The sequence below is a fragment of the Salicola sp. AFF1 genome (genome assembly GCF_056783195.1).
In genome coordinates this window covers 1-24804 of the sequence record NZ_JBXAYL010000020.1, presented here as the reverse complement: position 1 = coordinate 24804, position 24804 = coordinate 1, and the positions used below count along the sequence as shown (strand labels likewise).

Genomic DNA, 24804 nt, shown 5'->3' with positions numbered 1-24804 from the left:
CACGCGTTACTCCCGCTCACCGCTATCCACTGATGAGGGTTGGGCCGGGAGATAGAGCGTCACTTTCAGGCCTGGCCTCTCGGCACCTGGTTCCGCATCCGAGAGGTCAATGCGGCCCTCGTGCAGCTCGACCACAGCACTGACCAAACTCAGTCCCAGGCCATTGCCGGGCTGCGACCGGCTCTTACCAACGCGATAGAAACGACCGAAGACGTTTTCCTTTTCGTGGTCCGGCACGCCGTCACCGCTGTCCGCCACCTCAAGAACAGCCTGCCCCTTTTCACGCCGCACGGCCACCGCAATGCGACCCCCCTCGTCGGTATACTTGATGGCATTGTCGATCAGGTTGCTGACGGCCTGAAACAAAAGATCCCGGTCCCCGAGCAGCTGTACCTCCTCATCCACCGCACAATCAAGAACCTGGTCCTTCTCCTCGGCCACGGCTTCATACAGCTCGACCGCATCGGTCACCAGGGTGTCCAGCTCCAAGGGTTCGCTCTGTAAGGTCTTGCCACCGGTTTCAAGGCGGGCAATGCGCAGAAGGGCGTTGAAGGTACCCAGCAACTGGTCCGCCTCGGCAACCGCCTCCCCGACCTGCTCCTGAGCGTCGGGATCCTTCAGGTTGATCAGGGTGTTCTCGAGCTGGCTGCGGAGCCGGGTCAGCGGCGTGCGCAAGTCATGGGCAATGCTGTCCGATACATGGCGGATGCCTTCCATCAGGTACTCGATGCGATCGAGCATCTGATTGAGATTATCCGCCAGCTGATCAAAGTCATCCTGCGTACCCCGGGTGGGGACCCGCTGGGAGAGATCACCGTGCATGATCCGGTAGGCGGTCTGGTTAATCACCTCGATCCGCCTTGTCGTACTCCGGCTCATGAGAAAGCCCCCGATCAGGGCCAGGCCCAGCGAGATTCCCATCCCCCAGTTCATCGCCGCTTCAATCAGGCTCTTCACGCGGTTGAGTTCACTGATGTCCTGCCCCACGAGCAGGCGCAATCCTCCCTGGACCTCGAACACCCGTGCCCGGGCCCGGCGCTCTTCCCCCTCATAGCCCATGGACTCATCAAGGGTAAAGTCGATCCAGCCATTGTCCTTGCGCGCGTTATCCGGCCACTGGGGCAGGTTGCCGGCAAGCTTCAGGTAGTCTTCAGTGGCAAAGAGGTAAAGGGACTGGCCGTCCGGGTCCCGAGCCACACGCTCACGCACCACGTTCATCAGACCATTGATGCCACGCGAACGGTACTGTTCCGCCAGACCGGCGATCTCCGCCTCAATGGTCTGGTCGGTCTGCTCCATCATGAATCCGGCAGTACGCCAGTAGATGAACGCCAACAGGATGAACACGGAGGTGGCGAACACCACCATGTAGAGCATTGCGACCTGGAACGTAGAGGTACGGAGCTGGCTAAGAATCGTCACGAAGCATGTACCCGGCGCCACGGATGGTCTGCAGCAACGGCTTCTCGAATCCCTTGTCGATCTTGGAACGCAGGCGACTGATGTGCACGTCAATGACGTTGGTCTGCGGGTCGAAATGGTAGTCCCAGACCTTCTCCAAAAGCATGGTACGGGTTACCACCTGATCGGCATGACGCATCAGGTATTCCAGCAACCGGAATTCCCGCGGCTGGACGTCGATGTTCATGCCATTGCGCTTGACGGTACGGGCCAGCAGGTCCATCTCAAGATCCGCCACCTTCAGTACCGTCTCCGTATCGCCACCGCTACGCGCCCGCCGTGCCAGCACATCCAGCCGTGCCAGCAATTCGGTGAACGAAAAGGGCTTGGTGAGGTAGTCATCACCACCGCCACGAAGCCCCTCCACCCGGGCATCAACGTCACCCAGCGCGCTCAGGATCAGGACCGGGGTCTGGTTGCCGGTGGCCCGGATGGTCTTGATGATGTTCAGCCCATCCATCCCCGGCAGCATCCGGTCGATGATCATCACATCATAGTCGCCCGAGGCCGCCATGGTCATGCCTTCCTTGCCCTCGGTGGCGTGGTCGACCACATAGTCGCTCTCGCGGAGCCCCTTATTGAGGTAATCCGCCACATCCTGATCATCTTCAATCACCAGTACACGCACCCTGACACTCCCCCTTTCAAACGGCTACGGATAACATTAACAACTCCTTGGCAGGTTACGGGCGAGGAGCCTTACCGGCAAAGTTACCATGTATTAAACCTGGCAAGCCCCCAAACAGAAAGGCCGCTCCCGGAAGAGCGGCCTTTCAGATCCCTGCAACCAGCCCATCTCAGGCAACCATACTGGTTCGGATCTTCTTCATGGCGTTTTTCTCAAGCTGGCGGATGCGTTCAGCGGAAACGCCGTATTCATCAGCCAGCTCATGCAAGGTCGACTTGCTCTCGTTGAGCCAGCGCCGGCGCAGGATGTCTTGGCTGCGCTCGTCCAGCGCCGACAGGGCGTGTCCGAGCCGCTCGTTGGAATCCTGCGTCCAGTCCGCCTGCTCAAGCTGGCTGGCGGGATCGTACCGCTTGTCGTCCAGGTAATGGACGGGTGACTGCCAGCCCGCGTCCTCGTCATCGTCCGTCGGCGCATCGAAGGCCATATCGTGGGAGGCCATACGGCCTTCCATTTCACGAACCACCTTCGGCTCGACGCCCAGATCCTTCGCTACCGCCTCGGTCTCATCGTTGTTGAGCCAGGCCAGGCGCTTCTTGGAGCTGCGCAGATTGAAGAACAGCTTACGCTGGGCCTTGGTCGTGGCCACTTTCACGATGCGCCAGTTGCGCAGAATGAACTCGTGGATCTCGGCCTTGATCCAGTGTACGGCGAACGAAACCAGCCGTACGCCATAACCCGGATCAAACCGCTTGACCGCCTTCATGAGGCCAACGTTGCCTTCCTGGATAAGATCGGCCTGGTTCAGGCCATATCCGGAATAACTGCGTGCAATATGCACGACGAAGCGCAGGTGCGACAGCACCATCTGCCGTGCGGCCTCAATATCCCCGTGCTCCTGGAAGCGCTGCGCCAGCGTCTGTTCCTCGTCGGAGCTCAGGACAGGAATCTGATTCACAGTCTGGATGTAGCTCTCCAGATTGGCACCTGGCACCAGGTTTTGGCTGAGCTGAAGTTCTGTACCCATGGTGCTCCCCCCTATTTCATTGTCTCCCGACAAAGAGTCTGCTGACTGAATATATGGTCATTTATTACGTTTTCAAGCCCTGCGAGTCCATACGGACTAACCCGGACGGGCGATTACGCCGGTTCCACGGACTGAAGATGGCGATGAACGGCCCACCAGGCCCCAAGCCACCCAAGCAACAGGGCACTGCCAAGCAGAAGCATTACTTCATCGGGCCCCGGTCTCTGGAGCTCAAAACCGCTATTATAGAGTTCCGCCAAGCGGCCCACGGGGCCGCTCAGCCACCAGAATGCCACTTCCACCAGCCACCACGCCAGCAGTCCTCCCAGGACCCCGTACCAGAGCCCCGTATAGATAAAAGGCCGGCGAACAAAACTGTCGGTTCCCCCCACCAGCCGCGCCACAATAATCTCCCGGCGCCGGCTTTCAATCGCCAGCCGCACGGTGTTGGCAATCACCAGCACCACACCAACCACCAGCATCAGCGCCAGCACCTGGGTAGCCCGGCCCAATACCGCCGTCATGGCATTGAGTCGCTGCAACCAGGCCAGATCCAGCTTCACCTGATCCACCCCTTGCGCCTGGCGCAGGCGCTGCGCCAGATCCTCCAGTGCCCCCGCTTCCCGGTAAGCCCGATCAGGGGTCAACACCAGAGTGTGGGGCAGCGGGTTCTCATCCAGAAAGCCCAGGGTTCCACTCAATCCTTCACTGGCGCGCATCGTTTCCATGGCCTCATCCCGTGGGATGATCGACACATCGGCCACCGCCGCGTTGTCCGCCCAGCGCTCGGCCAACGCCTCCGCCCGCTCCATACCGGCTTGCGGCTCGAGGTAGACGCTCAGGCGCCCGGCCTGTTCCCAGCCCCCGCCAATCTGCTGGATACTGGCCATGATCAGAAAGAGGGCCGTGGGCAGCGCCAGCGCAATGCCCATCACCAGCCCGGTCATCAGGCTCGACAGAGGCGCGTTGCGCAGCCGCAGGGCACTGTCACGGGCAGAGCGCCGGTGATGGCTGAGCCAGCTGTGCAACTGATCCCGCCAGGGCGTCCGGGCACTGGCCGCGCCCCTGGGGTTGTGCTGGCGCGCATCAGCCATGCCCAACCTCCACAGGGGGCGGGCCATCGTGCACCATTTCCCCCTTCGACAGTTCCAGAGTTCGTTGGCCCATGGTCTGGATGAGCCCGATATCGTGGGTCGCCACCATCACGCAGACCCCTGCCCGACTGAACTCCTGGAACAGGTCCATGATTTCCGAGGACAGCGCCGGATCCAGGTTCCCCGTGGGCTCATCCGCCAGCAGGAGCGGGGGCTTGTTCACGACCGCCCGAGCAATGCCCACCCGCTGCTGTTCGCCCCCGGAGAGGCTGATCGGGTTCAGCTGCTCCTTGCTCAGAAGCCCCACCTTGTCCAGTGCCGCCCGCACCCGCCGCCCGACGTCGCTCGGCGGCACACCGGTGACTTCCAGCGGCATGGCCACGTTGTCAAAGACAGTCCGGTCAAACAGCAGCTGGTGATCCTGGAAAACAACGCCAATATGGCGCCGGATATAGGGAATACGCCGGCGCGGAGTCCGATCCAGCGCCTGACCGCCGACCACGACCTGGCCAGCGGTAGCACGCTCCATGAGCATGATGAGTTTGAGGAGGGTACTCTTACCGGCACCAGAGTGGCCGGTCAGGAACGCCATCTCACCGCGCCCGAGCGCAAAGCTCACGCCCCGCAGGGCCGTGAACTGCTGCGCGTAGCGCTTGGTTACCTGGCGGAATTCAATCATCGCGCCTCATCTCTGGGCATGGGTCACTCCCGACCATCGAACAGGGCCTGCACGAATTCGTCCGCGGCAAAGGGCCGCAGGTCGTCGGCTGTCTCACCAACGCCGATGTAGCGTATCGGCAGCCCCAGCTGGCGCGCAATGGCGAAAATGATGCCACCCTTGGCAGTGCCATCGAGCTTGGTCAGGGTCACCCCGCTCACGCCCACCGCCTCCTGGAAGGTCTGGGCCTGGCTGAGCGCATTCTGGCCAGTACCCGCATCCAGCACCAGCATGATTTCATGGGGCGCCTCGGAGTCGAGTTTCTTCATCACCCGCACCACCTTTGCCAGCTCATTCATCAGGTTATCCTTGTTCTGAAGCCGGCCGGCCGTGTCGGCAATCAGTACGTCCGTTCCCTTGGCCTGGGCGGATTCCAGGGCATCATAGATCACGGAGGCGCTGTCGGAACCGGTGTGCTGGGCCACCACCGGCACGTCATTGCGCTCGCCCCAGACCTGGAGCTGCTCCACCGCCGCGGCCCGGAAGGTGTCCCCCGCCGCCAGCATGACGCTCTGGCCCTCGTTCTGGAACCGCTTAGCCAGCTTGCCAATGGTGGTGGTCTTGCCAACACCGTTAACGCCCACCATCAGGATTACGAAGGGCTTGTTCTGGGTTTGCGGCTCCAATGGCGTGGTGCACGGCGCCAGGATGCTGTGCAGCTCCTCACGCAGCGCCTGGAACAGGGCATCGGAATCCCGGAGTTCGCTGCGCTCGAGCTTGTCCTTCAGGCTGTCGATGATCTCGGTGGTTGCGGTCATGCCCACATCAGCGGTGAGCAGCAGATTCTCGATCTCCTCCAGAAGATCCTGATCAACCTGTTTCTGGGTGGCGAAAAGATTCGCCAGACCATCCGCGAGCTGCCCCCTCGTCCGGCCCAGCCCCTCGCGCATACGCTGGAAGAAGCTGACCGGTTCCTCGGGTTCGGGTTCAGGCTCGGCTGCCGGGGCTGCTGGCTCAGCCTCGGCGGGCGCCTCCGCCTCGGACGGTGTTTCCGGGGTCTGCTCCCTGCTTTCCCGCTGCTGGCGCTCGGGGGGTTGGGGCGGTTTCGGGATCTGCTGCCGGCCGCGGAGCAGGTCCACCACGAACCAGGCAACAAGGAGCACGAAGAGGGCATTAAAAATCAGTTCTGCATTCATGGCGATCAGTCCTGCGCGTGTATCGTGGGTGCCATTGGCCGACCATCAGGGAAGCTGGCCGGGCGTGGTCAAGGCGCGTTATTCTACCCGCCCTCAAAGGGGGCGTCCAAAAAGCGAACACAGCATGGCATCACGCAGCCAGCGCCGGGGCCGGCGCAACGACCAGGGCCAGTTCCGCCTGATTGGTGGCGACTGGCGCCGGCGCACACTCAACTTTCCAGCAGTGGACGGTGTGCGCCCGACACCGGACCGGGTGCGCGAAACCCTGTTCAACTGGCTGATGCCGATACTGCCCGGCAGCCACTGCCTGGATCTCTTCGCCGGCAGCGGCGCCCTTGGGCTGGAGGCCCTTTCCCGGGGAGCCAGTAGCGTCACCTTTGTGGAGCAAAGCCCCGCCCTTGCCCGCGCCCTGTCGCAGAACCTGGCCACCCTCAATGCCCAGGGCGCCACGGTGGTCCAGCAGGAGGCGCTAACCTGGCTCCACGCCCCCGGCGAGACCCGACCCCGGATTGTTTTCATGGACCCGCCGTTCCGGGCCGGGCTGGTAGAACCGGTATGCGGGGCACTGGCCGAGTCCAGCCTGCTCCCGGATAATGCCCGTGTCTATGTAGAACACGAAACGGATCATGACCCCCGTGTACCGCCGGAATGGCACCTGGCGCGGCGCAAACAGGCGGGTCAGGTCGCCTATAGCCTGTTCGAGGTTGCCTGAACCCCATGCCCGAATTGCCTGAAGTTGAAACCACCCGCCGCGGCATTGCGCCCTGGCTGGAAGGCACAGAGCCCCGCGACGTACGGCTGCACGCCCCCTCGCTGCGCTGGCCCATTCCAACCGCTTTGCCCCAGCACCTGACCGGTACCCCCATCACTGAGGTTACCCGGCGCGGCAAGTACCTGCTCCTGCACAACAGCCGGGGCACCGCCCTGGTGCACCTGGGCATGTCCGGCAGCCTCCGCCTGGCTCCACCGGACGAGCCCCGCCGCACCCATGACCATGTGGAAATCATGCTGGCGGAACGGGTACTACGCTTCAACGACCCACGCCGTTTCGGGGCCTGGCTCTGGAGTACGGAGCCGGAAGAACACCCCTTGCTGGCGCCCTTGGGACCGGAGCCGCTGGCGGACGCGTTTAACGGCGACCACCTGTACCAGCTGAGCCGCAAGCGCCGTGCGCCAGTCAAGGCGTTCATCATGGACGCCAAAGTGGTCGTCGGGGTCGGCAACATCTACGCCTCCGAGGCGCTGTTCATGGCCGGCATCCACCCCCAGCGCCCCGCCGGTCGTGTGGGACGGGCCCGCTACCATCGCCTCGCCAGCACGATCAAGGACGTGCTGGCCAATGCCATTGAGCTCGGCGGCACCACCCTGCGCGACTTCACGGACAGCCAGGGCAACCCGGGCTATTTCCGCCAATCACTGGCCGTCTACGGTCGGGAAGGAGAGCCCTGTCATCACTGCGGCGCCCTCCTGCGCCACAGGGTCATCAGCCAGCGCGGCACCGTCTTTTGCGTTCACTGCCAGCGCTGAGCCACCAGGGGTTGAAAAAAAGCGAATTTGGGCCATAGTGGAGACAGGCTAACTGACCTCCGGAGATTCCCGATGACAAAGTTGAGCACACTGGTCACCGTGACCCTGTTAAGCAGCTTCATGGTGCTCGCCGGCCCCGCCCAGGCGCAACGCATTGAGGAAGAACCCTCGGCGCTGGCCATGGTCGGTGATGCGCTGATCGCACGCCCTGTGCTGCTGGGCGCAACGGTTGCTGGCGCGGCCGTGTATACCGTTTCGCTGCCCTTCTCAGCCCTGGGAGGCAACGCGGAGCAGGCGGGCGAGACCCTGGTGGTTGGCCCGGCCAGAGCCACCTTTGACCGCTGCCTGGGCTGCACCAAAATCGGCGGTAACACCAACGAGGTCGTCAACCAAGACGATGATTGACTGGCGGCGGGTCCAGACCGTCCTGCTGGATATGGACGGCACCCTTCTGGACCTCCACTACGACACGCACTTCTGGCTCACCCACCTCCCGGCCCGCTACGCCCAGGCCCATGGGCTGTGTGAAGAACAGGCCAGCCGGGAGATACACAACACCATCCAGAGCCTGCAGGGGTCACTGGACTGGTATTGCCTGGATTTCTGGAGTGAACGCCTGGGCATGGATGTGAGCCGGCTCAAGCATGAAGTAAGCGACCGCATCCGCTTCCGGGCGGATGCGGCCGAGTTCCTGCGCGCGCTCAGCCGTTCGCACTGCCGCAGCATAATCGTCACCAACGCCCATCAAGGCGGGCTGGAGCTCAAGCGCCAGCGCACCGGTCTGGATCAATGGGTGGATGCCATCCACACCACCCACAGCTTTGGCCGGCCCAAGGAGGACCCTGCGTTCTGGCCCGCCCTGCGTGCCATTGAGCCCTTTGATCCGGAAACCACCGTCCTGATCGATGACAACCACGCCGCCCTGAGTGCCGCGGAAGCGTTCGGCATCGGCCACCTGCTGAGCATTCACCAGCCGGACAGCCAACGCGACCCCCTGCCCCTGGGCCGCTGGCCGGCGCTGGAGCACTTCGACACGCTCCTTCCGATCACGCCGCCGCAAACGGTACAATGACCCCATGAGCAAGAAAGGCAACCAATCCGACGCTGGCTCTGAGCGCGTACGCCTCGACAAGTGGCTCTGGGCCGCACGCTTTTTCAAGACCCGCACCCTGGCCCGCGAGGCCATTGAAGGTGGCAAGGTCCGCTACGAAGGGCAACGCCCCAAGGCGGGCAAGTTCGTCACCAAGGGCGCGAAGGTGGAAGTGCACAAGGGCTCAACCACCTTTGAGGTCATCATTGACGAGCTCAGCGATAAGCGCGGCAGTGCCCCCCAGGCCGAGATGCTCTACACCGAGACCGAGGCCAGCAAGGAAAAGCGCGAGGACAACGCCTGGCGCCGGCGCATGATGGTTGCCGCCGAACATCCGCCCGCGCGCCGCCCGAACAAGAAGCAGCGCCGCGAACTCAGGCGGGTGAAAGAACAGATGTCCCACTAGCGAGCCGACATGACCGATACCCTGCAGCGTTTCCTGTTCAACGAGGGCGAGGTCCGTGGCGAGCTCGTTCTGATTGAAGACACCCTCAAGAGCGCCACCGAAGGCCGGGCTTATCCCGAGCCCGCACAGCAGCTGCTGGCCGAAAGCCTCAGCGCGGCCACCCTGCTCGGCGGGGTGCTCAAGATGAAGGGCCGCATCAGCCTCCAGGCCAAGGGCCAGGGCCCCGTCACCCTGCTGATGGCCGACTGCAGCGATGAACGCGGCGCGCGCGGGCTCATCCACACCGAAGACAGCATTCAGAACGGCTCCATTGGCGAACAACTGGGCCACGGCCAGCTCGTCATCACCATCGAGCCCGACGAGGGCCAGCGCTACCAGGGCATTGTCCCGCTGGAATCCGACACCCTCCAGGAATGCCTGGAGGATTACTTCGCGCGCTCCGAACAGCTCGAGACCCTGATCCTGCTGTTCGCCAGCACCGAGCGTGCCGGCGGCCTGATGCTGCAGAAAATGCCCGGCTACGAGACCACCGAAGACGATGACCTCTGGAACCGGCTGACGCAGCTCGCGCGCACCACCTCCCAGGAAGAACTGCTCTCCGTAGCCCCCGAGACACTGCTCCACAGGCTCTTCCACGAGGAGTCCCTGAGCCTCTATCCGGCCGAGCCAGTGTTCTTCCATTGCCATTGCACCCGCGAGCGCACGGCCAACGCGCTGGAAACCCTGGGTGCCAAGGAATGCTACGACCTGCTGGCGGAACAGGGCGAGATCAGCGTGGACTGCCAGTTCTGCAACCAACAGTACCGCTTCGGCCAAGAGGATATCGAAGCCCTGTTCGGGCCCCATCAACGCCACTGACACTGGCCCGGGCACCTGCGTCAGCTCGGCTATAAGCCGGCGTTCCGAACGTACCCTATGGAGCACCCAGTCACTGTAGCGGTTCCAGCACTGTAATCATGGGGCCCGCCTGCGCTGAAAGCGCCGACATGAGTCGTAAAATGGCCCAAACCGAACGGTCAAGCGCTTTCAGGCACCCAGGCAAGCCTCATCCGGGAAGGTCTAGGGCTTTAGACAAGGTTGAAGCAAGGGGCTGGAGCCGGATGCGGGTCCACAAACGGAGTCTCGTGAATGAGACGGGTTGACTCAGGGGAACGTCCCCAGTATTTTCGAATTTGAACGCGACGGAGAGCTACTGGTCGTCGACCGAACCAGTGGAATCAGGCATTGCTGAAAGGAGTCAGCGCATGAAGACAGAAGCAGTTTTCTCTCGGTACAACACTGCAGGTTTCGATGATCAGCCAGTCATAGCATTGGCGAAAATCATGGGGCTATCAAAAGCCTGCATTGATGAACTCAAACAATCCCCCTCAAAATACGCACCTCACTTGGCCGGTGTTGTCCTATACAGACACCTTCCTGAGCAGAAACAGCGCCTGGTATTAAGGCGTATGCTAGAGCAACTTCCCCGTGATTCTCGTATCCTCAGGGACCTTCGGAAGTTGATCGGCTTCCAAAAGGCCCAGCCGTATTGGTTCATGTGGTCCCTTGATGATGATGAGCTAAGGGAATTTTTTACGTTTAACAAGCAGGTGGCCACTTATACAGACCAGGCAAAAATATTTGACATCGGAATGGATTTGACGGTGGCAGGAATCGCCACGACGATTATTACCTATCTCAGTAAGGGATTTAGAGGAGCAGCCTCCGACACAATCCGAGCGTTGCGCTCAAGCCCGCTGGTAGAGGCCGTTGCCAACCGATTCGGGAAAGATCCCAAAATAGCCGCACGTGCCGGTGGAGTGACCGTTTTCATTTTTATACTTATTGCGGGGATTAATGTCGCTGCCAGGAAAAGCTCAGAAGAGGCCCGCAGGGAGCTTGCCGCCCGAGGCCTCCTCGTCTATCAGGACCTCTAAATGGGTGGGCTGATCGCGCTCATGTTCGCGTGGTTTATACGGTTGGCGGTGATCAATGGAATAAGGAACGGCAGAATACCTTCTGGAGCGGCCATTGCCATCTGGTACAGTTTCCTCAACGCCGCACTTTTCGCTTTCTCGAGCGTGGCATTAACGGCATCATTTCTTGAGATTGAAACTGGATTCTCAAGAAAACTCTCTGTTGTTATCTTCGCCACGGCTTTGCCATTGGCGGTTTGCGGATGCAACAGAGCCATTGGATTAAGGCGAGAGACACGGAATAATCTTCCCAAGAGGGATCGATGATGAAAGTCATACGATACCTAATGCATGGTTCAGCCAGCCTTGTTCTATCCCTGTTGATTGGAATTCCAGCAACAGACGTCAACGGCGCGGAAAAACCAGAAGACCCTTTGAATCCCCTGGCCCGGCTTCTTTATACGATTAGCTTTTGTGGAAGTGTTGCGGAGAGAGAGGGTAGGGAAAAACAAAGTGAAGCCTTTCTTGAAATCAACGATCAACTGGAAACCGCTATTTTTAAGAATGGATGGTCATCGGCACAACTCGCTAATGCCATGCAGTCGGTCACCGCTCTAGGTTTTCCAGAGTTGACTATTAAACCCGGTGAGAGCATGCAAGAGGCCACACGCCGGATATTTACCGAGGAACGATGTCAGGCCGTTGCCGAATCCGCATCCAAGCAAATCGATTCCGGTATCCCCTCGCCCCAAAAAACATCTGATTCGCCAGGCAACGACGCACCCTAATTTATGCTTGTGCTTGCTCTCGGGATCGCAGCTTTAGTAACAACAGTCGCATTGTACAGGTGGTGCTTGAGCTATAGATCGCCTCAATCCGCCGGGCACTATGGGCTGGGCTGGATTATCACCGTCATACCGTGCTCAATGCTTGCCAGCTTATCCGTAATGGCCATGACCTCGTACCTTCTCCAAACCACGGAATGGAAGTTGGCGCTACTGCTCTGGGTCAGCTTCGCTGTATTTATGGACGCCGACTACAGGGGGCTCAGTACGGATTTCTCTGACCGATAGTAGCGGTGTTCTCCTCACTGATTTCTGAGTGGGTGTTGGTAGTATCGTCACTGCCAGCCGGTGAGTTGATGACATTGTGCTGGCCCCATCAACGCCACTGACACTGACACTGGCCCGGGCACCGCCTGGCACGCTAGAGTAACGCCCTCACTGAACAGCGGAGGGCACTCATGGAATACCTGGACTGCGTGGAAAAGACCACCGGCGACAATCCGGACACCAGCGTCATCTGGCTGCACGGCCTGGGCGCCAGCGGGCACGACTTCGAACCCGTCATCCCGCACCTGGGCCTGCCGGAAGACGCCAGCGTACGCTTTGTCTTCCCACACGCCCCGCAGATCCCGGTCACCCTCAACGGCGGCATGGTCATGCCCGCCTGGTACGACATCCGTTCACTGGATCGCCACAACGATACCGACGAACAGGGCATCCTCGCCTCCGCCGGCCGCACCCGCGACCTGATCCACCGTGAGATGGAGCGCGGTGTACCCAGCAACCGCATCGTCATCGCCGGCTTTTCCCAGGGCGGCGCCGTGGCCTATCACACCGCCCTCACCTTTGAGCAGCCCCTGGCCGGGCTCATGGTGCTTTCCAGCTACTTCGCCACCATGAAACTGACCACGCCCTCCGAGGCCAACAAGCAGCTGCCCGTCTTCGTCGCCCACGGCACCAACGATGCCATGCTGCCCGAATTCCTGGGCCAGGAAGCGGTCCAACACCTGCGCAAGCTCGGCTACGAGCCGGAGTACCGCACCTACCCCATGGAGCACGAAGTATGCCTGGAAGAGATCCAGGCGATCGGCGCCTGGCTGCGGTCTGTGATCTGAACGTCCGGCTGCCGCTACTGATCGGGGGAGGGGAGAAACGGGACAGGCTCTCCCCAAAAGTTCAGGCACGACCCTTTTCTTTCCGCCTGCGCTGCCCCCAATCGCTGGGATAACGGGATAAGGGATTGGGGCGGCGGGTTATAATGTGGCAGAGCGTTCCGACACTGGTCACGGTCACCCCAAGACCGATTAACAGCATGACCCAGTTTGGCTCCAGGATTGCACCACCCAACACGAGCACCCCGAGCAGCGTCATCAGCAGCTGGAAGCATCCTGCAAATAGCCGCATGCTATGGCCTCCCCACTAAATGCTCAGCCATGCGCTCAGGGCCGCCCCGAAGAAGCCAAACGGGATGAGCAGCAACGCCAGAAAAAACTGGCAGGCCAGAGACAGGGCCGCGATCACCAGGCTCCGCAGATAACGAACCCCCAGAAGAACGGAAATGACAATCGCCGCTAACCCCAACTCCAGCAGCAAGGTAAGCGCAAGGTCCTGGGCAACCTTTTCCGACAAAATCCGCCCCGCCAACACCCCGACAACGGCCAGCACACAAATACCAAAGCCGGTGCGCCGTGCTCCCAGAAGCCTTCCTGCGCCCATGATCGGTAATACGGTCAGCGCCAGGATGAGTCCGATGAAAATGACCAGCTCCATTCAATAACCTCCATGTCATTGCTCCCAAGTCCGCCGCCGCCAATACGCAGAACTACCCTGGTAGGCGCGAGGTCGTCCCCCATCCTAACCTAGCCCGGTTGCAAATCCGACAACCCCGCCAAAAGCCCCCCTGTTTTCTCCGCTCTATTACCTCCGGCAGATTGCAGACGGCGCTCGCCAGCCGCAGAATGAACACCAACACCAGCCACTTTTCCTGCAACAGGGACCTGTTCCATGACTCAGCCACGTGCATACCTCAGGCGTTACCTCTGGATCCCAGCCATCGCACTGTTGATGAGCGGTTGTGACGGGGATCCCGGCAAGAGCTCCGAAACCGCTAAAGACCAGCCCTTGCGGCCCGCGCGGATGATGACGCTTGAAACGCCCACCGGCCTGGCCTCGCGCCGGTTCAGCGGGCGTGTGGAGCCCGCCGAGACCACCACCCTGAGTTTCCGGGTGCCTGGCAAGATCGAAACACTCAACGCGGACGTGGGTGATGAGGTTACCGAGGGCGAGGTGCTGGGGAAACTGGACCAGCGGGATTTCCGCCTCAAGGTGAACGAAACCGAGAGCAAGCTGGAATCCATCCAGGCCACCCTGAACGAAGCGCGCAAGAACTGGGAGCGGGGCAAAAAACTGGTGGACTCCGATGCCATCAGCGACGCCAGGTTCGACCGCCTCGAAAGCGCCTATGAACAGGCCCGCGCCAAGCGCAACGCCACCCGGCAAGCCCTTGAAACTGCCCGCTCAGCACTTGATGACACCGTTCTGGAGGCACCTTTTGATGGCGTGATCAACCGCCGCATGGCGGAGCCGTTCGAGCAGGTCAGCCCGCAACGCCCGGTGTTCTCGATCGACAACATCGAAACCGTGGAAGTCGAGGTCAGCATTCCGGAACGGCTGATGCAGTTCCGCGACCATCTTGAAGACGTTCATGTATTCATGCCGGTTCTGGACAACAAGCGCTTCGACGCGCGGGTGGAGAATGTCCGCCTCGATGTCTCACCCGCCACCCAGGCGTACCCGGTGCGGGTTGCAGTGGACAACCCGGAGCGAGAGCTGCTCCCAGGGATGACCGCTGAAGTCTCCTTCAAGGCCAGTCTCAGTGATACCCCCTGGGATGACAGCTTCCTGGTTCCGGTGGAAGCCATCTTCAAGAAAGAGGATCAACCCCATGTCTGGGTCTGGAATCCGGACTCAGGGCAGGTCGCGTCACGCCCGGTCAACACCGAGTCACTGGAAACGGACAGCGTCCGGATCACCGGCAAGATCGAATCCGGTGAACAGATCGTGGTGGCCGGCGCGCAACACCTGAAGGAAGGCCAGAAGGTCAAGCGGCTTGAAGGCGGGGTGGTTCAGTGATGTTGGCGCAACTGGTGCGCGGCGCGATCAGCCGCAATCGCTTTGTGGGATTCCTGATCCTCCTGATCACCCTGCTCGGGGTCATCGCCTTCACCCGGCTCGGGCAGCTGGAGGACCCTGAGTTCACCATCCGTACCGCCATCGTGATGACCGGCTACCCCGGCGCGGACGCGGAGCGGGTGGAGCAGCAGGTGACCGAACCGCTTGAGAAGCAGATCCAGCAGCTGGGTGAGCTGGAGAGCATTGAGTCGTTGAGCCGCAATGGCACCTCCATCATTTACGTGGAGGTCAAGGAGCAGTACGGCGGCCAGCAACTGCGCCAGATCTGGGATGAACTCAACAAGAAGGTCATCACGGCCCGCGCCAAACTCCCCGACTCCGTGCGTGGCCCGCGCGTTAATGACGACTACGGCGACGTCTACAGCATGCTGTTGTCCGTGGAAGGCGCCGACTACAGCTACGCCGAGCTCAATGACATCGCGGACCATCTCCAGCAACGGCTGCTGCGGGTTGATGACGTGGCCAAGGTCGACCTTTTCGGCGACCAGGGCGAACGGGTTTTCATTGAAACCAGCCGTTCCAAGATTGCCGAACTGGGCCTGACCCCCGCGCTGGTCGTGAACGCCCTCAACAAGCAGAACGTGGTCGCGCCCAGTGGCTTCACCGAGATGGGCTCACGGCGGTTGCGGATCAACACCACCGGCACCTTTGAGTCCGTGGAGGAGCTGGCCAGACTGAACATCCGCAGCCCCGTGACCGGTGAGCTTGTGCAGCTGCGTGACTTCGCGCAAGTCAGGCGCGGTTACGCCAATCCGCCCGATGCCAGCCTGCGCCACCAGGGCGAATCCGCCCTCGCCCTGGGCGTGGTGCCGGCTGAAGGGGCCAATGTGGTCGAGCTCACCGAAAGGGTCCAGGCCGAGCTGGACCGGATCGAGGCCAAGATGCCAGTCGGCATTAAGTTCGGTAGCATCGCGCTGCAGTCCGAGGAAGTCGAAAAGGCCGTCGGCGAATTCCTGATCAACCTGGTCACGGCAGTGGCCATTGTGCTGGCGGTCCTGATGATCTCGCTGGGCCTGCGCACCGGCTTCGTCGTCGGGCTTGGGGTGCCCCTGACCATCCTCGGCACCTTTGTGGGCATGTACATGATGGGCTTTGAGCTCCATCGCGTATCACTCGGGGCCCTGGTGATCGTGCTCGGTATGATCGTGGACAATGCCATCGTGATTTCCGAGCTGATGCAGGTGAAGATGCAGCACGGAACCCAGCGCCTGAAAGCAGCCGCGGAATCCGTGCAGGAAACCGCCTGGCCCCTGCTGGCAGCCACCGCCATCGCGGTTCTCGCCTTCGCCCCCATCGCCCTGACCAACACCGCCACGGGCGAGTTCACCCGTTCGCTGTTCTGGGTAGTAGCCATCAGCCTGGCCATTTCCTGGTTGCTGGCGATCGTTGGCACCCCGCTGATGAACTACTGGCTGCTGGACAGCAAAAGCGGGCTTGGCAACCCCGAGGACCGCGCCTTCTATCAGTGGGTGCACCGTTTGATCAGCGCCACACTCCGGCGCCCCTGGATCCTCACAAGCAGTGCCATCCTCATCGTGGCCGCCAGTGCCGTGGCGTTCAGCTTCGTGCCACAGACCTTTTTCCCACCGGCCGAACGCTCCCAGTTCATGGTGGATTACTGGCTCCCGGAAGGCAGTCGCATCGAGCAGACCAGCGAGGACATGGCCCGGATTGAGCAACGGCTGATGGCGATGGAATCAGTGACGGACGTCACCGCCTTCATCGGTGAAGGCGCGCCACGCTTCTATCTGCCCATGATCCCGCGAACCCCCAACCCCGCCTTCGGGCAGATCCTGGTCAACGTCGAGACCAAGGAAGACGTTGACCCAGTGATGGCCAAAGTCCGGGCGCATCTCGAAGATGGTTACCCGGAAGCCGAACCCCGGGTGCGGCCGATGCAGCTGGGCGAACCCGTTCGCTTCCCGCTCCAGCTGCGGGTTACCGGGCCGGAACGGGAGGAGCTGATGGATACGGCCGGGAAACTGCAGGCCGTCATGGCCGAGCATCCGGGCGTCACGAACCTGCGGCATAACTGGCGCCAGACCCAGCCCCGAGTCACCATTGATGTGGACCAGGACCGGGCCCGTCGCGCCGGGATCACCACCAACAGCATCAACCAGGCCCTGAACACCGCCTTTGCCGGGCAAGGCGTAGGCGTGTTCCGTGAGGACGATGAGCGCATTCCCATCGTCTGGCGCTTCCCGCTGCCCGAGCGGACCGACCCCTCCGAGCTTGAAACCATGGTGGTCTGGCCGGAAAGCGGCGGCAAACCCGTCCCGCTCACACAGGTCGCCGATATCGAGCTCGACTGGGAGCGCCCCGTGATCTGGCGCCACAACCGTGAACGGGCGATCACACTGCAAGCGGACCTGGCGAAGGGTTATACCGCATCCGAGGTGCGCGCCGCCCTGGCCCCCAAGATCCAGAAGGTCAACCTTCCCTCCGGTTACGACACCCAGTGGGACGGCCAGGTTCACCAGTCAGACGAAGCCCGCGCGGGTGTTCTGAAGCCCGTGCCGGTCATCCTTGGGTTAATGGTGTTGGCGCTGATGGCCCAGTTCAACTCGTTCCGGCGTACCCTGCTGGTCATGCTGATGGTGCCGCTGGGGCTGGTGGGCGTCAGCGTCGGGCTTCTGCTGTTCCAGCAGCCCTTCGGCTTCATGGCCCTGCTGGGCACCATGAGCCTTTCCGGCATGATCATCCGCAACGCCGTGGTCATGGTCCAGAAAATGGACATGGCGCTGGCTGAAAGCGGAACGCTGGAGGCCATTGGCGAGGCAGCCACCAGCCGCGTGCGCCCCATCCTGCTGACCGCCGCAACCACCATGCTCGGCATGCTGCCACTGGCGGTTTCCGGCCCCTTCTGGGCGCCCATGGCGCTGGCCATCATGTTCGGGCTGGCCTTCGCCGCCATCCTGACCATCCTGGTACTACCGGCGGGCTATGTGCGCCTTCTGGGGATCCGACCCGGAGAGTAAGGGGCCTCAATGGCCCCTCAACGCACCCGGTAGGTGCCCATCTTGCAGGTATTGCCCTCCTCGATCTGGTAGGGCGTGTCGTAGAAGCTGACCAGCTCCCACACGCCCTGCACTTCCAGATCGAGCATCCGTTTGCGGTAGCCGTATTCCTCGTAGGCCCCCTCGCGCACGGTGAACACGATCATGCCACCCGGGCGGGTAACGCGGATCAGCTCATCAAAGCCATCAGCCGTGATGTGGCCGTAGGTAAAGGTGCCGGTGCAGACCACGGCATCGTAGGCATTGTCGTCCAGCGGCAGGCGTTCCTTCATGTCCGCCTGGATCAGCTGGCGGTAGACGTTCTTGGTCTCCGCCTGGTCCAGCATGTCCCGGGAATAGTCCAGTGCGTCCAGGGTGTGGTAGCCCAGCCTGGCCAGTTCCTCTCCCACCAACCCGGTGCCGCTGCCGGCATCCAGGATGACCGCGTCGTGGTTGCCAACAAGCGCCTGGTCCAGGGCCTTGGCGCTGGTAACATGCGCCACATAGCCGAGCTCCGCCAGGTCGCTGTCGTAATCCGCCGCCCACGCCTTGTAGGCGTCCATCAGCTGCTCATGATCGTCCGCTGTGTATACCTTGTTCAGGATTTCAGTCTTGGTAATGGTCTTGTCCGTCATGACCGGCTCCTCATCAATAATCCATCAACGCTATCCAATCAGCTACCTTAGCAGCCTGAGCATGGAACACCGGAAACCATGCTTGCTATTAAATCGCGCACGATCTAAAATGCCCAGCATGAACGATAACGGTAATTCCCAGGAAAGCCTTCTCGCACTGGACCGGCAAGTCTGCTTCGCCCTGTATTCGGCCCAGCTGGCAATGAGCAAGGTCTACCGCAAGCTGCTGAAAGAGCTGGATCTGACCTATCCCCAGTACCTGGTGATGCTGGTCCTGTGGGAAGAAGACGGCCAGACCGTCTCTGGGATCGGAGAAAGGCTGTTCCTGGATTCGGCCACCCTCACGCCGCTTCTCAAGCGACTGGAGACCGCCGGCCTTCTGCGGCGCCAGCGCAGCCACGAGGACGAGCGACAGGTCGAGGTGGTTCTCACGGAACAGGGGCAGGCACTACGGGAACGGGCCGAGGCCGTACCGGAATCGGTGATGTGTGCCACGCAGTGCAGCCCGGAAGAACTGGAACGGCTGCGTGACGACCTGCATAAGCTGCGCCAGCGGCTTACCGATTAACGTTCGTTTTTAATCATCTAAATCGCGCGCTATTTAATAGCGCACAACCGCAAAACCCGAGAGGAGGAAGACCATGGGTGCAGAAAAGATCCTTTACCAGGCCCAGGCAACCGCCACCGGCGGCCGTGACGGCAAAGCCGCCAGTGACGACGGCCAGCTCAACGTGAACCTGACCACCCCCAAGACGCTGGGTGGCGCCGGCGGGGAAGGCACCAATCCCGAACAGCTCTTTGCCGCCGGCTACGCCGCCTGCTTCCAGGGCGCACTGAAGCTGGTGGCCGGCAAGGCCAAGGTCGAGCTGCCCGAGGATACCGCCATTACCGGCCAAGTGGGCATTGGGCCTGAGGGCGAAGGCTTTGGTCTTGCCGTCACGCTGAACGCGCACCTCCCGGGCCTTGAGCAGCAACAGGCCGAAGAGCTAGTGGCCAAGGCCCACCAGGTGTGCCCGTACTCCAACGCCACCCGCAACAACGTGCCGGTGGAGCTCGTGGTCACCGTCTAAAGGCCTATTCCGCCTTGACCACCAGCATGTCAGTGGCCCCCTTCTGGAACCGGTAATCCACCGGTTCCAGTGCCACTTGGCATCCCTCACTAACCAACGCCTCCATCACGGCATCCAGGTGCCGGGATCGGTGCCCATCAAGGCGAACCAGCGGGAAGACCCGGACCTCGTCCGCCACACGACAGAGTTCCCGCATCCCCTGCAGATGCCCCTCTGTGTCCAGATGGTCGCTGTAGAGGAAGAGGTAATGGGAACAAAGCGCAAGATCGAAAGCTGAATCCTCGAACGGAAGCTCCGGAAGCGATACCGCCCGGTAGCGCCCCTGCGCATGCCCTTCGGGAAAATCCGACAGGAACGCCATCATCGCCTCCCAACGGACCTGCCCCAGCTCTTCCACCGTCTGGAGATCGTCCCAGAGGTAGTTGGACGCGTTCGCTGATACTTTCGCCAGAATCTCCGGATAGACCGTCTCAATCCGGCGGCGGATCGCATCCGCGCTGAACTGGTAGACGGGATCACAGGAGACCACACGGCCACCCCGGCCCGTAACCGTGGCATTGAAGCTGGCAGGGCCATCGCCACAGCCCAGAATCCGCTTGTCCAGGTCAGCGGGCGCCAGGTTGAACATCCGCTGGTATTCCGGGAAGGACCGCCCCCATGGGACGACATGATCCAGTTCCATGATCACTCTCCGTGTTTGGTTGTGGTTCATCAGGCCCGCTGCCAGGCGTTCATGGCCACCAGCTGAGCCCGCATGCGGCGTACGTGACTGCCCTCCCAGAAAAGCTGGCAGCACCTGGGGCAGGCCCAGACGCTTTGCCCATCCAGGCGTATGGAATCAGGGTAGTAATGTGCCTTCTCCCAGTCGCTGGCGGCGTGCAGCGGGGTGTTGCATCGCTTGCAGCGGGTGAACGGCGCATGGCACCAATCCAGGTCCAGCCGACGGGTCAGTTCCCGCAACCGGGCGTGTTCATCCGTCCCCTGCAGATGGATGACGTAACGGGGCGCATCCGTAAATCCAAGTAAGTCGGAGTCGGCCGTCACCAACCAGCGGCCCTCGGCACGCGCCCAGGCCATCAGCTCATCGTCCGGCAGGCCCTGAGTGGGCACCTCCGTATCATAGCCGGCAACACGGAGCCACTGGGCGATGCCGCCAAGCATTTCGTCGCAGAGCAGTCGCACGGTTGCCAGCTCCACTGCCGTTCAAATTCTGCCTGCTGTCACGACAGGAAGGTCACCTAACCGGCCTGGTCAATCAGGGTTCCATCAATATCCAGAATGATCATTCCCAACCACCGCCAACCTGCCTATTCATTCCCTTGCAGGGCCCCGCACATGGCTCGAAAGGCTCTACATCACGCCCAAGCGTTCCTGCCAAGCAATAATGCAATGCCAAAAAGCCGGGAACAACGAGCGCCGAACTCGGAGCGTGCCTGGAGAACATTCATCTGAATGCATAACACACGTCATGTCGATCCCCCATCCTGCCCTCCGTCATGACCCCAGGGTCAACGCCAACCTAAAGCCAGGGACGAGGAACTGATCAATGCGTATACACGCCCTAGTTGCAGCCTCAATGCTTAGCTCTTCGCTATTGGTGGGCTGCGGCGACGACAATGACAGCTCCGGCAACACCGCGGCGATCGACCGCTTTCCAGCCGAGGGCGTATTCCTGCCCTACCAGGTGATGCGGGATGACCTGCTGGACCACAAATCCCAACAACCGCTCGAAATCCGCAATGGCGGCTATGGTTCGGGAATGGCAGGCCACCCCTCAAACGCCACCCGTTTCTACGCATTAACCGACAGAGGGCCCAATGCCAGCTTCACGGGTGAGCACGGCAAAGGCAAGAAGTTCCCAACGCCTGACTTTACCCCACGGATCGGGCTATTCGAGGTTAAACCGGGTGGCTCGGTTCGCCAGATCAAAACCCTGCGCCTAAAGCGCCCCGATGGTACGCCCATTAGCGGCCTGCCCAACCATTCCGCGCTGGGCGGCACGGGTGAAACTCCCTACCAAGCGAATGGCCAGCCACTCCTGGAAGACAACAGCAAACCCTATGATGACGACACCAACCCGTTCCGGCTGGACGATTATGGACTGGACGGCGAGGGTCTGGTGGCGCTGCCGGATGGCAGCTTTTGGGTTAGTGACGAATACGGGCCGCACATCGTGCACTTCAACGCCGAAGGGCGCGAGATCGAACGCATCAACCCCTTCGAGACCGATGACCGGACCCGCATGAACCTACCAGCCGAGTTTGCCAACCGCCGCCCCAACCGGGGCATGGAAGGACTGACCCTCACCCCGGATGGAACAACCCTGGTCGGTGTCATGCAATCGACCATGTACAACCCGAGCAACACGGTAAAAGATCTTGCCATCACCCGTATCGTAACCGTAAATCTCGAATCCGGTGAGACCGGGCAATACCTTTATCGCCAGGAGACCCCCCAGAACGCCAACTCCAGCATTGTTGCCCTCAGCGCCACGGAGTTCCTGGTGATTGAGCGCGACGGCAAGTTCCTCTACGGCGGCCCCAATGGCCCTGAAGCGGCCGCACCGGACGCCCAAAAACAGGTTTACCGGATCAACCTTGCCAACGCCACCAACCTGGAAACCGTTGCCACCGGCGGCGAGCGAGTTCAGGACCCTGAACTCGGCCTGACCCTGGCGGGCAAGACCCTGGAGGAAGTGGTTCTGGAAAAGGGCTGGAGCGCCCTGGCCAACGCCGGCATTCAGCCAGTCAGCAAATCCCTTGTTGTGGACATGGTGGCCGAGGTGAGCTACCCGCACGATAAGATGGAAGGGCTGTGGCTCATTGATGACCAGCACCTGGGCGTACTGAACGATGACGACTTCGCCACCTGGTCCACCAATGGCAAGCTTGAGCAAAAGATGCTGGATGCGAATACCGTGGCTGGCAACCGTCTGTTCATTGTTGACGCCGATGTCACCACGGAATAAGGAAGGGAAAGCAGCCGGGGCAAGTCACCCTCTACACCCCGGGCTCCCCATAGCGCCGTGCCTGCCAGGCCCGCCATAACAGAACCGCGCCCCAGGCCATGGCCAACACCATGATCAAGCGGCCCCCGTTAAGCGTGAAGGCGGCCAGCGTCCGATCCCAGGCAAGCAACCCTGTCTCGCCCAGTAGATACTCCCAGTCATGGAAACCGTAGGGCGAGGAATGGCCGTAGTTGCCCCCAAGCAGAAGCAATTGCCCTGCCCGCGCGTCAGCCATGTAGGGCGCGATATCCAGGCAGTTCTGACCCACCCAGCCCAGGCAGATACTGGCGCCAAAGGTATCGCCCCGCTGATGCAACAACGCCGCGCCCGCAATAGTGGGCATGAGCAGTTGCCCCAGCGTGCCGCCCAACGAGCCGATAAAATCTCCGAACACCCCGAAGATCACATGACCGGCTTCATGAAAGACCGTGTTCACGCTCGCCAGCAACCCGCCAGTGCGCCCCAGCGCATCAATGTCCAGAACCATCCAGCTCATGCCGTACACAACGAACACCGCCCACAGCACCAGCTGGGGCCACCAGAACTGCAACAGGTCATCACCAGGGCGCAACAGCGCTTTTCGCCATTCCGTAGCGCGCGACTCCCCCTCGCTGACCGCCCCTTCCGACCCTTCCTCAACAGCCGCCTGGCGCTCCAGATAGGCCCGATACTTGTGAAATACGATACCGCAATGACGACATTCCGTATCACCACCCCCCACCGGCTGACCACACTTTGGACATTCCATGGACCAGAACCCCAAACAGAAACCACCAATTCCGGAAAACGCTCCTGAACGCCTCTTATTGCCCCGGCTGCAGCTCACTCAGCCAGCCAGCGATCCTGCACCCCGCGCCCAATCCGGGGATTGCAACCGGCGTTCAGGCGCTGCATCCTGCTCAACAGGGTTCATTATTGGATGAGCGGAACCAGGAATTCAAACGAGTACATGGATTCTGAGGCTTTTGGTCATAATAAACTGTTTTGTATAGGCTTTTTTGCTGGAAGGACGTGTAAATGGAGTGGTGCTATCTCGAATTCAGGGATATTGATATCGCTGAATTCGAGATATTACCTGTTATGTTTCTCGTGCCTCAATGCTAAGCGGATGACATTGAAAAGATGGATGGATACGAAATTCAGTATGAGCAGAGAACCACGATCTCGACGTACTGGCACAATAAGTCTGCTGATTTGATGGCCTCTGCCCGGGTACTTTGGAAGGCTATGGAAGTAGATAGCCAAGCCCGGTTGACGTGCCATGCCACATACAAAATGCTTTTTGGAATGTCATTGGAGCTGTTACTGAAAGCATACTGTATCGGGCAAAAGATCGAGAATCCCAGAATTGAAAAGACCCACAACCTGACTGAGCTTGCAGGAATAGCGGGTATAAAATTCGAAAAGTCAGACAACAAAATTCTAAATGTTCTTAGCGAGTATATCGTTTGGGATGGGCGATATCCCGTGCCGAAAGAGCCCTCGAAAATGAAACGACACTGGGACAATATTCAAGATACTGCCTTTGATCGGGAGCCACTAGGTAGCCTTGAGGTGCTCAAACCGAACAACACATTCTGCTTCGATAACCTGCACCGTATCTGGAGAAGGTTATCTGATGAATATTTCCGGAACTACAATGAAACATAACCAATGCAGGCACGGCGAAGCCCATTATATTGCGGCTTTGGCTCCATTCCATGGGCTCGCAAGCTGCAGGCATTATCTACACTAAGAGTGAAAGCGAAAAAAGGAGGAAGCATTATGATGGTCTGTCAAGTATGGGGCGATATGACTGCGGAAAAGAGTAGCGATGCCTACCCAACAGACGTGTTCTGTGATGAGTGCTACGACTCCATGAACGTCGAAGGCAAGGACAATCCGATAGTAACCGCCGAACCATATGATCCGTCGTGGGGTGATACCTGTTTGAATTGCGGAAAAACAATAGATGAAGAACGGGAAGAGAAGCGGAGTTAGTACCGTTCCGGGAAGTCTATTCCTGTGCAGAAACGCTTATCCAATTAAAGAGCGTTGAGGCTGTAGAAAAACCCCCGATTTGGTAGGCTGGCACTGAGCAACAAGGAGCTGTTCGCATGCCCCGATTCATCCCCTACAACATCGACCAGGACACGATGGT

General features: G+C 60.6%; 29 protein-coding genes. 16 read left to right on the top strand and 13 right to left on the bottom strand.

Annotated features, from left to right (window positions below; genetic code table 11):
- Positions 1–6: 6 nt before the first annotated feature.
- From AC1RQI_RS12860 to ftsY, 6 genes are all read right to left on the bottom strand, one after another.
- Positions 7–1422 (bottom strand): HAMP domain-containing sensor histidine kinase, encoded by a 1416-nt coding sequence (locus AC1RQI_RS12860; RefSeq protein WP_416632737.1) that lies wholly within the window; start codon positions 1420–1422, stop codon positions 7–9.
- Complete coding sequence (locus AC1RQI_RS12855; RefSeq protein ID WP_416632738.1) at positions 1409–2089, bottom strand: response regulator; 681 nt, start codon at positions 2087–2089, stop codon at positions 1409–1411. Before AC1RQI_RS12855 ends, AC1RQI_RS12860 begins: the two co-directional genes overlap by 14 nt.
- A gap of 169 nt (positions 2090–2258) precedes the next feature.
- Positions 2259–3113 (bottom strand): RNA polymerase sigma factor RpoH, encoded by an 855-nt coding sequence (gene rpoH / locus AC1RQI_RS12850; protein WP_416632739.1) that lies wholly within the window; start codon positions 3111–3113, stop codon positions 2259–2261.
- 113 nt (positions 3114–3226) lie between these two features.
- Positions 3227–4207: a permease-like cell division protein FtsX gene (gene ftsX / locus AC1RQI_RS12845; protein WP_481905092.1), complete on the bottom strand. Its 981-nt coding sequence runs from the start codon at positions 4205–4207 to the stop codon at positions 3227–3229.
- The gene (gene ftsE / locus AC1RQI_RS12840; protein ID WP_416632741.1) at positions 4200–4886 is read right to left on the bottom strand and encodes a cell division ATP-binding protein FtsE; all 687 of its coding nucleotides are present in this window, start codon (positions 4884–4886) and stop codon (positions 4200–4202) included. The genes ftsX and ftsE overlap by 8 nt, the downstream gene beginning before the upstream one ends.
- Positions 4887–4909: 23 nt before the next feature.
- Positions 4910–6061 (bottom strand): signal recognition particle-docking protein FtsY, encoded by a 1152-nt coding sequence (gene ftsY / locus AC1RQI_RS12835; protein ID WP_481905091.1) that lies wholly within the window; start codon positions 6059–6061, stop codon positions 4910–4912.
- A gap of 124 nt (positions 6062–6185) precedes the next feature.
- Here ftsY and rsmD point away from each other — a divergent pair, with 124 nt between their 5' ends.
- From rsmD to AC1RQI_RS12800, 7 genes are all read left to right on the top strand, one after another.
- Positions 6186–6773 carry a 16S rRNA (guanine(966)-N(2))-methyltransferase RsmD gene (gene rsmD, locus AC1RQI_RS12830; RefSeq protein WP_481905090.1) on the top strand — a complete coding sequence of 196 codons (588 nt, stop codon included), beginning with the start codon at positions 6186–6188 and terminating at the stop codon, positions 6771–6773.
- Between the two features lie 5 nt (positions 6774–6778).
- Complete coding sequence (gene mutM / locus AC1RQI_RS12825; RefSeq protein WP_481905089.1) at positions 6779–7588, top strand: bifunctional DNA-formamidopyrimidine glycosylase/DNA-(apurinic or apyrimidinic site) lyase; 810 nt, start codon at positions 6779–6781, stop codon at positions 7586–7588.
- 72 nt (positions 7589–7660) lie between these two features.
- Positions 7661–7993: a hypothetical protein gene (locus tag AC1RQI_RS12820; protein WP_416632745.1), complete on the top strand. Its 333-nt coding sequence runs from the start codon at positions 7661–7663 to the stop codon at positions 7991–7993.
- A complete protein-coding gene (gene yrfG / locus AC1RQI_RS12815) occupies positions 7986–8660 on the top strand; it encodes a GMP/IMP nucleotidase (RefSeq protein WP_481905088.1) in 675 nt (224 codons plus the stop codon). Before AC1RQI_RS12820 ends, yrfG begins: the two co-directional genes overlap by 8 nt.
- Positions 8661–8664: 4 nt before the next feature.
- Entirely contained in the window at positions 8665–9084 is a 420-nt protein-coding gene (locus AC1RQI_RS12810) for an RNA-binding S4 domain-containing protein (protein ID WP_416632747.1), read from the top strand.
- 9 nt (positions 9085–9093) lie between these two features.
- Entirely contained in the window at positions 9094–9942 is an 849-nt protein-coding gene (hslO, locus tag AC1RQI_RS12805) for an Hsp33 family molecular chaperone HslO (protein WP_416632748.1), read from the top strand.
- Positions 9943–10328: 386 nt separating this feature from the next.
- Positions 10329–11000 carry a hypothetical protein gene (locus AC1RQI_RS12800; RefSeq protein ID WP_481905087.1) on the top strand — a complete coding sequence of 224 codons (672 nt, stop codon included), beginning with the start codon at positions 10329–10331 and terminating at the stop codon, positions 10998–11000.
- Here the strand turns inward: AC1RQI_RS12800 and AC1RQI_RS12795 are convergent.
- Positions 10997–11257, bottom strand: a complete 261-nt coding sequence (locus tag AC1RQI_RS12795; protein ID WP_481905086.1) for a hypothetical protein — start codon at positions 11255–11257, stop codon at positions 10997–10999. The two genes, AC1RQI_RS12800 and AC1RQI_RS12795, sit on opposite strands and share 4 nt — an antisense overlap.
- A 45-nt stretch (positions 11258–11302) precedes the next feature.
- Here AC1RQI_RS12795 and AC1RQI_RS12790 point away from each other — a divergent pair, with 45 nt between their 5' ends.
- Both AC1RQI_RS12790 and AC1RQI_RS12785 read left to right on the top strand, forming a co-directional pair.
- The gene (locus tag AC1RQI_RS12790; protein ID WP_481905085.1) at positions 11303–11767 is read left to right on the top strand and encodes a hypothetical protein; all 465 of its coding nucleotides are present in this window, start codon (positions 11303–11305) and stop codon (positions 11765–11767) included.
- Positions 11768–12222: 455 nt separating this feature from the next.
- Positions 12223–12879 (top strand): alpha/beta hydrolase, encoded by a 657-nt coding sequence (locus tag AC1RQI_RS12785; RefSeq protein WP_416632749.1) that lies wholly within the window; start codon positions 12223–12225, stop codon positions 12877–12879.
- A gap of 61 nt (positions 12880–12940) precedes the next feature.
- Here the strand turns inward: AC1RQI_RS12785 and AC1RQI_RS12780 are convergent, their stop codons facing one another.
- Both AC1RQI_RS12780 and AC1RQI_RS12775 read right to left on the bottom strand, forming a co-directional pair.
- Complete coding sequence (locus AC1RQI_RS12780) at positions 12941–13168, bottom strand: hypothetical protein (protein ID WP_481905084.1); 228 nt, start codon at positions 13166–13168, stop codon at positions 12941–12943.
- A 15-nt stretch (positions 13169–13183) separates the two neighbouring features.
- Complete coding sequence (locus tag AC1RQI_RS12775; protein ID WP_481905083.1) at positions 13184–13534, bottom strand: hypothetical protein; 351 nt, start codon at positions 13532–13534, stop codon at positions 13184–13186.
- A 234-nt stretch (positions 13535–13768) separates the two neighbouring features.
- Here AC1RQI_RS12775 and AC1RQI_RS12770 point away from each other — a divergent pair, with 234 nt between their 5' ends.
- Positions 13769–14896: an efflux RND transporter periplasmic adaptor subunit gene (locus AC1RQI_RS12770; RefSeq protein WP_416632751.1), complete on the top strand. Its 1128-nt coding sequence runs from the start codon at positions 13769–13771 to the stop codon at positions 14894–14896.
- Positions 14896–17934, top strand: a complete 3039-nt coding sequence (locus tag AC1RQI_RS12765; RefSeq protein WP_481905082.1) for an efflux RND transporter permease subunit — start codon at positions 14896–14898, stop codon at positions 17932–17934. The genes AC1RQI_RS12770 and AC1RQI_RS12765 overlap by 1 nt, the downstream gene beginning before the upstream one ends.
- Before the next feature lie 17 nt (positions 17935–17951).
- Here AC1RQI_RS12765 and AC1RQI_RS12760 read toward each other — a convergent pair whose 3' ends face one another.
- The gene (locus AC1RQI_RS12760) at positions 17952–18587 is read right to left on the bottom strand and encodes a class I SAM-dependent DNA methyltransferase (RefSeq protein ID WP_481905081.1); all 636 of its coding nucleotides are present in this window, start codon (positions 18585–18587) and stop codon (positions 17952–17954) included.
- 118 nt (positions 18588–18705) lie between these two features.
- Here AC1RQI_RS12760 and AC1RQI_RS12755 point away from each other — a divergent pair, with 118 nt between their 5' ends.
- Positions 18706–19155, top strand: a complete 450-nt coding sequence (locus AC1RQI_RS12755; RefSeq protein ID WP_416635645.1) for a MarR family winged helix-turn-helix transcriptional regulator — start codon at positions 18706–18708, stop codon at positions 19153–19155.
- 73 nt (positions 19156–19228) lie between these two features.
- On the top strand, positions 19229–19657 hold the full coding sequence (locus AC1RQI_RS12750) for an organic hydroperoxide resistance protein (protein ID WP_481905080.1): 429 nt from the start codon (positions 19229–19231) through the stop codon (positions 19655–19657).
- Positions 19658–19661: 4 nt separating this feature from the next.
- Here the strand turns inward: AC1RQI_RS12750 and AC1RQI_RS12745 are convergent, their stop codons facing one another.
- The gene (locus tag AC1RQI_RS12745) at positions 19662–20339 is read right to left on the bottom strand and encodes a class I SAM-dependent methyltransferase (RefSeq protein ID WP_481905079.1); all 678 of its coding nucleotides are present in this window, start codon (positions 20337–20339) and stop codon (positions 19662–19664) included.
- A gap of 29 nt (positions 20340–20368) precedes the next feature.
- The gene (locus AC1RQI_RS12740; RefSeq protein ID WP_416632756.1) at positions 20369–20839 is read right to left on the bottom strand and encodes a DUF5615 family PIN-like protein; all 471 of its coding nucleotides are present in this window, start codon (positions 20837–20839) and stop codon (positions 20369–20371) included.
- A gap of 394 nt (positions 20840–21233) precedes the next feature.
- Between AC1RQI_RS12740 and AC1RQI_RS12735 the strand changes: the two genes are divergently transcribed.
- Positions 21234–22625, top strand: a complete 1392-nt coding sequence (locus tag AC1RQI_RS12735) for an esterase-like activity of phytase family protein (protein ID WP_481905078.1) — start codon at positions 21234–21236, stop codon at positions 22623–22625.
- A gap of 31 nt (positions 22626–22656) precedes the next feature.
- Here AC1RQI_RS12735 and AC1RQI_RS12730 read toward each other — a convergent pair whose 3' ends face one another.
- Positions 22657–23412, bottom strand: coding sequence for a zinc ribbon domain-containing protein (locus AC1RQI_RS12730; protein ID WP_481905077.1), 756 nt, complete (start codon positions 23410–23412; stop codon positions 22657–22659).
- A gap of 374 nt (positions 23413–23786) precedes the next feature.
- Between AC1RQI_RS12730 and AC1RQI_RS12725 the strand changes: the two genes are divergently transcribed.
- Together AC1RQI_RS12725 and AC1RQI_RS12720 are read left to right on the top strand one after the other, a co-directional pair.
- Positions 23787–24314 carry a HEPN domain-containing protein gene (locus tag AC1RQI_RS12725; RefSeq protein ID WP_481905076.1) on the top strand — a complete coding sequence of 176 codons (528 nt, stop codon included), beginning with the start codon at positions 23787–23789 and terminating at the stop codon, positions 24312–24314.
- 3 nt (positions 24315–24317) lie between these two features.
- A complete protein-coding gene (locus AC1RQI_RS12720; protein ID WP_481905075.1) occupies positions 24318–24644 on the top strand; it encodes a hypothetical protein in 327 nt (108 codons plus the stop codon).
- Positions 24645–24804 lie beyond the last annotated feature (160 nt).